The following is a 5,968-nucleotide window of genomic DNA, read 5'->3' as shown; positions in this document are numbered from 1 at the left end:
TCGACGATTGCACCAGGGAATGCCTGGCACTCGTCGCCGATACGTCCCTTTCCGGCCTGCGAGTTGCCCGTGAACTGGATCGGATCATCGAGGGACGAGGCAAGCCGAAGATGATCGTCAGCGACAACGTCCTATGTGGGCAAGCAAAACGGAAACAGGCCAACAGGTCTCCCTGCATCAGCAACTGCCGATGCATTCATAAGATTGCTCCAGATGGTTTCCACCGTCAATGGGATCGTTCCCTGCCATAGCAAACACAGGATCCATCGGCATGTCACACCGTGGTCCTCACCGTCCTTAAGATGGGATACGTGCCCAGGTGGAAGGCCCGAACATTATCTACAGGGTCGCAATCGCGCCCTTACGGCACTTGCAGAGAGGGGTCCTTCCACCTGGTCTCCGGTCGTTCAACGAACGGCCGGTATTCTGTCTGTGTCTTGATGACCGCGTGAGCGACGCGTGCCATCTTGGCAGTAAGAGCTGTCATTGCCTTACGTCTGCGATCTGCATCATTGGCGTTGCCAGCCATGTATCTTCCAAGCTTGTCGCGGAAGCTGTTATCACGTTGGCGGGATGCGACTTGTGCGGCCATCCAGAAAGTCCGGCGGAGGCGAGCGTTTCCATACTTCGATAACTTAGTCCGGCCTCGGAAGGTGCCCGACTGCGAGGTCGCAAGATCGAGGCCGCAAAACTTCAAAAACTGCCGATGGTGTCGGAAACGGCGCAAGTCACCTGCTTCGGCCAAAATGGTCAAAGCGTTGATGGGTCCTATCCCGGGAATCTTGCACAGGAGCTGATAGTCCTGATGCTCTGCAAGCAGCGACTGAGCGATTTGCTCGATGCGGTTGCGTTCACGGATCAGGCCGCGCCCTTGACCAATAATCATGCGGAACATGCTGATCGCGACGGCGTCTTCGGCTATAGGCAGCGCTACCGATGAGCAGGCTGTCTCGAAGATATCATTGATTAATCGTGCTTTTGAGACTTTACGGCCAACGAGCGACCACGCTTCCGCAACAAACGCCTCACGTCCGAGCGAAGTAATGCTGGTGGGTGTCGGGAAGCGTTCGATCAACGCTAAAAACCAGTCCGACCGGCTATTGCCAGCAAAGTGGGCGATCTCGGGAAAATAGAGTGGCAGGTAGTGGTTCAGGATGCGGTGCCAGGTCTGGGTCTTGGATTTGGAGATGACTTCGTGCGTCTTCGACAGTTCCTGCAAATCGTTGATGCCGGCTTCAAGCGGATCTGCGTAGACTTGGGTGGCACCGATCCGCAGCATGTGCAGAATAACCTGCGCATCCTTCGGATCGTTCTTGTCCCAGCCGTTATGCAGTGCCTCACGCGTTCTGGCCAAAGCAACGGAAGAGATCAGTCGCAACTGGAAACCTGCCACAAGCAGCTTATACGCCAGAGTACGGTGATAATTGCCCGTAGCTTCAAAGCCGACGACGATTGGTCGTGCCATGGAAGTGAGTTCCTCGACCAAACGGTCATAGTCATCCTTGGTCGCCATCACCGTCATGCGACGGCGCCGTCCACCCTCGGGCCGCTCAATAAGGACCTCCTGACGGTGCTTCGACATATCGATCGCTACCAGCACGCCGTTTGTGGGAGTAGAAGGATATTTGGTCATGGCTTGTCGCCTCCAAAGTGTTGTCTCGACAACTTCACTTTAGAGACCTCTTGGCCGGCCATGACCACCCAGTACGGCGCGCTGCGCTACGCTTGGCTTCGCGCGCCGTCGGCAATGTCAGAGCAAGATTCCCAATGTGCTATGGCAGCGAGTTCACCAGCAACGCGATCCTGCAATGGACGGATCGGACCAAGGTGGAATGGCACTACATCGCGCCTGGCAAGCCGATCCAGAACGCCTTCATCGAAAGCTTCAATGGGCGGCTGCGAGACGAGTTCCTGAATGAAACGCTCTTCTCGTCACTGCCCCATGCTCGATCGGCGCTTTTATCTTGGCGCGGCGATTACAACGATCATCGACCACACTCTGGACTTGGCTGGCTGACACCTGCCGAGTTCGCTCAGACAATCAACCCGCGACGTGATGCGGTGCTGCGCAGCCGGAATGGCTCCGCACCGCAACCCGCCGCTACCGCCCCAAATACAGCAACCCAAAACCGCTGGAGCGAACTCAAAACTGGATAAAACTTGGGGGCAAGGTCACCCTCACGCGCTGGTTCTGCTCCGAGCACCAGCCTCGGCTTTATCGCGGACTGCCTCGGTATTCTGAGGCAAGGCTCGCTGCCGCCGAGATAGCCGACTTGCTAACTTGAGATGCCTCACACCGCTTTCCATATTCTCTCGCTCCGGGACTAGGCAGTCACACCAACCTTACGCTTGGGCAGTCTCCAGCCGGGACGGGGAAAGTGGCACGTGTATCCATTCGGAATTCTCTCCAAATAGTCCTGATGTTCGGGTTCTGCCTCCCAGAATTCTCCAATAGGCACCACTTCGGTTACGACCTTGCCCGGCCAGATACCCGAGGCGTCAACGTCAGCGATGGTGTCAACCGCGATCTTCTTCTGATCGTCCGACGTGTAGAAGATCGCCGAGCGATAGCTTGTGCCGACATCGTTCCCCTGCCGATTAAGGGTACTCGGGTCATGTATCTGGAAAAAGAACTCGAGAAGGTCGCGGAAACTCGTCTTTGCTGGATCGAAGTTGATGTCGATCGCTTCCGCGTGCCCTTCATGATTTCGATAAGTGGCGTTCTTTACAGAGCCGCCAGTGTAACCCACCCGAGTGGAAACGACGCCGGGCAGCTTCCGGATAAGATCCTGCATCCCCCAAAAGCAGCCACCAGCTAAAACAGCGCGTTCTGTAGTCATCTCAGACCTCCGAATGATATCTGCAGCGAATATGGGTTCTACAAAGACCTAATGCCAGTGCGCGGCGCAAGCTTGCCATTGGCGTGGCAGCGACTGAACAATCTGTTGCCTCGACCAATTTAGCCTCCATCAACAAGGAGACTTCAATGAGACATACCGAGCATGTTCGCCTTACCCCCAACGAGCTGAAATCGTCCGTGCTTGAAGGGGCCTCCCTTTACGGAGCCGATAATCATAAGGTGCAAGGTGGACCACGTTCATGGTGCTGGAGTGAACAGCACGGCAATCATCGACGTGGGCGGCTTTCTTGGCATCGGCGCAAAGCCTGTCGCAGTGCTTCTAACTGATCTCGACTTTATGCGAGATGAGGACGGCGACGTCCACGCGGTAACGGCCTGGACGAAGGATCAGTTGAAAGAGATGCCAGAACACCATCATTGAGGTGTTGGACAAGATCGAAAAGCAGGGCTCGCCGATTCTCGGCGGGCCTTTGACATATCAGCGGCTTCGAAGGCCAAACAGATACGGAAAACGTCCTTGCACTCTCGCTTGACGCCGGAACCACCTACTCGCAACAGACCTTCCGGACGTAGGTGTTCCCAAACGTAATCATCGAGTCCTTTGGGATCGAGTTACTGTCTTTCAGCGATTTTGATATCGATTTTGCTGTTTCCTCATCCATGGTTTGCGCAAGCGTGATTGCAAACCAACCATTTGCAGCCAAATGCGCAACCAGCGGAATAGACGAGCCGCGAACAAAATCCGAAGCCTTCTGCAGATCATCGTAGCTCTTGATCTGAACGTATCTTTTTCCGAACTGGCGCTCCTCGAACTCCCGGACCCAAACCCATGAATAGTGCATGTAGCCGCGGTGCATCCCTGAAGAAACGCTATACCAGTCGCCAGCCTTTTCGATGATCTCAACGGACTGACCATTGATGAGGGTTCCCATCGACTTAGAGTTCGGATCAGCGCTTGCCTTTAGAGCCGCTTCGCCCTTGGGATGTTGAATAATCCCATTCCGTGGGCGAGGTATCGCGAGCGATATTATCGGAGCGACATTCGACGCTGCAGTCGGTTCGGCACGGGGCATGACAGGATCGTTTGCAGCAACTCGATCTGGCTGACCAATGCCATCCTCTTCCGTTGTCACCCTGAACTTTTTCATCTCGCTGCCTGAGAGGTATCGGATGTCATCGCTGTCGTAGCTCAAGGACAACTGCAACAGGCCCGCATCTACCCCCATCTCGGCCATGTACACTACGACCTCGGCAGTCATCTGCTGCACAGCTGAAACCGCTTCGTGGATATCCATCCCGGCAGTGTCGCTAAACGACGACTTGTGGACACCAATTGAACCGGGCTCGGCGAACCGCTTCACTCCGCCAAGAAAGGCCGGCGAACAGGCGGACGCGCAATCGTTGGATCGAGCTTGGATCGTCGGCAGACCTGCCGCCCGAATTTTGCGGCCGAGTTCGATCGATTTTACGACGCTTCCGCCAGGGCTATCGAATGATATTGCCGTCGGATGCTCCTGAACTACTGCGACATCAAACTTTCGAAGGTCGTCGGATGCATCGAATCGACCCGAGACTACGAGATAGGGCGTCCCGTCCGAGGTCGTTTTCTTCGTGTATACGAGCTCAGCGTGAGCCCAGGTCACCGCAGACAGCCCGCACACACACGCTACAAGCGACCGTATCGCTAAAGCCCGCGCCAATCCTATCGTCCGCATTGGTGCCAATCCATTTGATATCCATATTCACCTTTTCGGCCATAGCACCAACCGACGGCCTCGAGCGCAGCCCCGACCACCTCGCGACGATCGCACGCCCTCATCGTCTCGGGATCATTGCCACTGTTGCCGCGGCAGGTTCCATTCTGCTGCTGCCACTGCGCTATGATGCGGTCCGGGGCCTTCTGTCCGCGATCGGTCTCCAGAACCTTGCTATCTTCGGTCTCGATCTGCCCCGTTCGAGGATTCCAGACGAAGGATATCTCAGCACTGCCCGACGATGTCTTGCCGCGCTTGGGGCTGTAGGCGAACCACTCCACGATCGCCGTGCCAGAGCACGTAACACCGCAGGATAGCCGCTCCGAACCATGCCTGATGCTGTAAGCCCGCTTGGGCCAACGATCTATGAACGTGGCCTTGTCCCCAAGCACCTCGTCCCGAGACATCGTCTTCCCGTAGAAGAGAACGTTGTCGGCATACGCAGATCGCATAAATGCCAGCGCCCTGCCGGATGGCCCCGACCAAGCCTCATGATAGCTCGTCAAGAACTTGATGGCTTTGGCACGATCCCGCTCACTTGCGCCCTCATCTGTCGGCGACGCGGCCTGCTGGCTTGGATCCCTGGTTTGCGCAATCTGCGTTTCGGCAGCTTGATCCGGCTGCGACGATGTCACATGAAGCTGGGCCATCTCGCTTGAAGTCAGATACCGCATGTCCGAGCTATCGGTGGTCAGGCTCAACTGGAGGAGTTTGGGATCAACACCCATCTCCACGAGATAGGTCAGGATTTCGGCGGTAACCGCTTGAATAGCCGCGACGGCAGATTGCCCGTCCAGTCTGGCATCCTCGGAGAAAGACGACCGATGGACGCCGATAGCCCCAGGTTCGGCATCACGGTTTACCCCACCGACGAAAGCCAGGGCACATGCCGACGCACATTGGGCCGATCGTATCTGAATGGTGCTCAAGCCTAAACGACGAATTGCTCGACCGAATTGGATCGCCGCGTGAACGTTTCCACCGTTGCTGTTGAAGGTGGCTAGCTTGGCATTTGAAGACAGCACCATCTTCGCGAGCTCCACGGGATCGTCTTTAAGCTCGAATTCGCCGTCGATCACAATGAGCGTTGCACCGCTCTCAAGGGTGACAGTCCGAAGTTGAACCCCGGCAATCGCAGGAGAGCAGAGAAACAGCGCTATCCACGCCGCTACAATCGCGAGATACGCACGCACAAGATAATCCCCAAAGCCACAATTGCACGATAGCCTGCGGGTTTCAGTATGTCGCGGACAGGCATTTCAGTAAGTCGCGGACATCGATTTCAGTAAGTACGGGACAGTGATTTCAGAAAGTCGCGGACAGTTATCGCGACGGATTTAGATCGATTTTCGTG

At 56.0% G+C, this 5,968-nt stretch carries 3 protein-coding genes and 4 pseudogenes; 3 read left to right on the top strand and 4 right to left on the bottom strand.

The features are described from left to right. Positions 1 to 128: pseudogene (locus JNB91_RS30110) on the top strand (IS3 family transposase); the annotation flags it as partial. 211 nt (positions 129 to 339) lie between these two features. Here the strand turns inward: JNB91_RS30110 and JNB91_RS30105 are convergent. Beyond that, a pseudogene (locus JNB91_RS30105) lies at positions 340 to 1,633 on the bottom strand (IS110 family RNA-guided transposase). A 143-nt stretch (positions 1,634 to 1,776) separates the two neighbouring features. On the opposite strand from JNB91_RS30105, the pseudogene JNB91_RS30100 reads away from it, so the two are divergent. After that, positions 1,777 to 2,157: pseudogene (locus tag JNB91_RS30100) on the top strand (integrase core domain-containing protein); the annotation flags it as partial. Between the two features lie 167 nt (positions 2,158 to 2,324). On the opposite strand, the gene msrA reads toward JNB91_RS30100, so the two are convergent. After that, the gene (gene msrA / locus JNB91_RS30095; protein ID WP_220329100.1) at positions 2,325 to 2,840 is read right to left on the bottom strand and encodes a peptide-methionine (S)-S-oxide reductase MsrA; all 516 of its coding nucleotides are present in this window, start codon (positions 2,838 to 2,840) and stop codon (positions 2,325 to 2,327) included. A 146-nt stretch (positions 2,841 to 2,986) separates the two neighbouring features. On the opposite strand from msrA, the pseudogene JNB91_RS30090 reads away from it, so the two are divergent. After that, positions 2,987 to 3,281, top strand: a pseudogene (locus JNB91_RS30090) (PRC-barrel domain containing protein). Positions 3,282 to 3,405: 124 nt separating this feature from the next. Here the strand turns inward: JNB91_RS30090 and JNB91_RS30085 are convergent. Next, a complete protein-coding gene (locus tag JNB91_RS30085; protein ID WP_220329099.1) occupies positions 3,406 to 4,155 on the bottom strand; it encodes an SH3 domain-containing protein in 750 nt (249 codons plus the stop codon). Positions 4,156 to 4,562: 407 nt separating this feature from the next. Continuing rightward, complete coding sequence (locus tag JNB91_RS30080) at positions 4,563 to 5,807, bottom strand: COG3904 family protein (protein WP_220329098.1); 1,245 nt, start codon at positions 5,805 to 5,807, stop codon at positions 4,563 to 4,565. Positions 5,808 to 5,968 lie beyond the last annotated feature (161 nt).

Origin of the sequence: Aliirhizobium wenxiniae (assembly GCF_019511445.1) — a bacterium.
GTDB lineage: Bacteria > Pseudomonadota > Alphaproteobacteria > Rhizobiales > Rhizobiaceae > Neorhizobium > Neorhizobium wenxiniae_A.
The sequence above is the reverse complement of the archived record's forward strand: the minus strand, read 5'-3'. Positions and strand labels throughout refer to the sequence as shown.

Coding starts and splice junctions, on each gene's coding strand:
- msrA (WP_220329100.1), bottom strand. CDS start 2,840: ATGACTACAGAACGCGCTGTTTTAGCTGGTGGCTGCTTTTGGGGGATG.
- JNB91_RS30085 (WP_220329099.1), bottom strand. CDS start 4,155: ATGGATATCCACGAAGCGGTTTCAGCTGTGCAGCAGATGACTGCCGAG.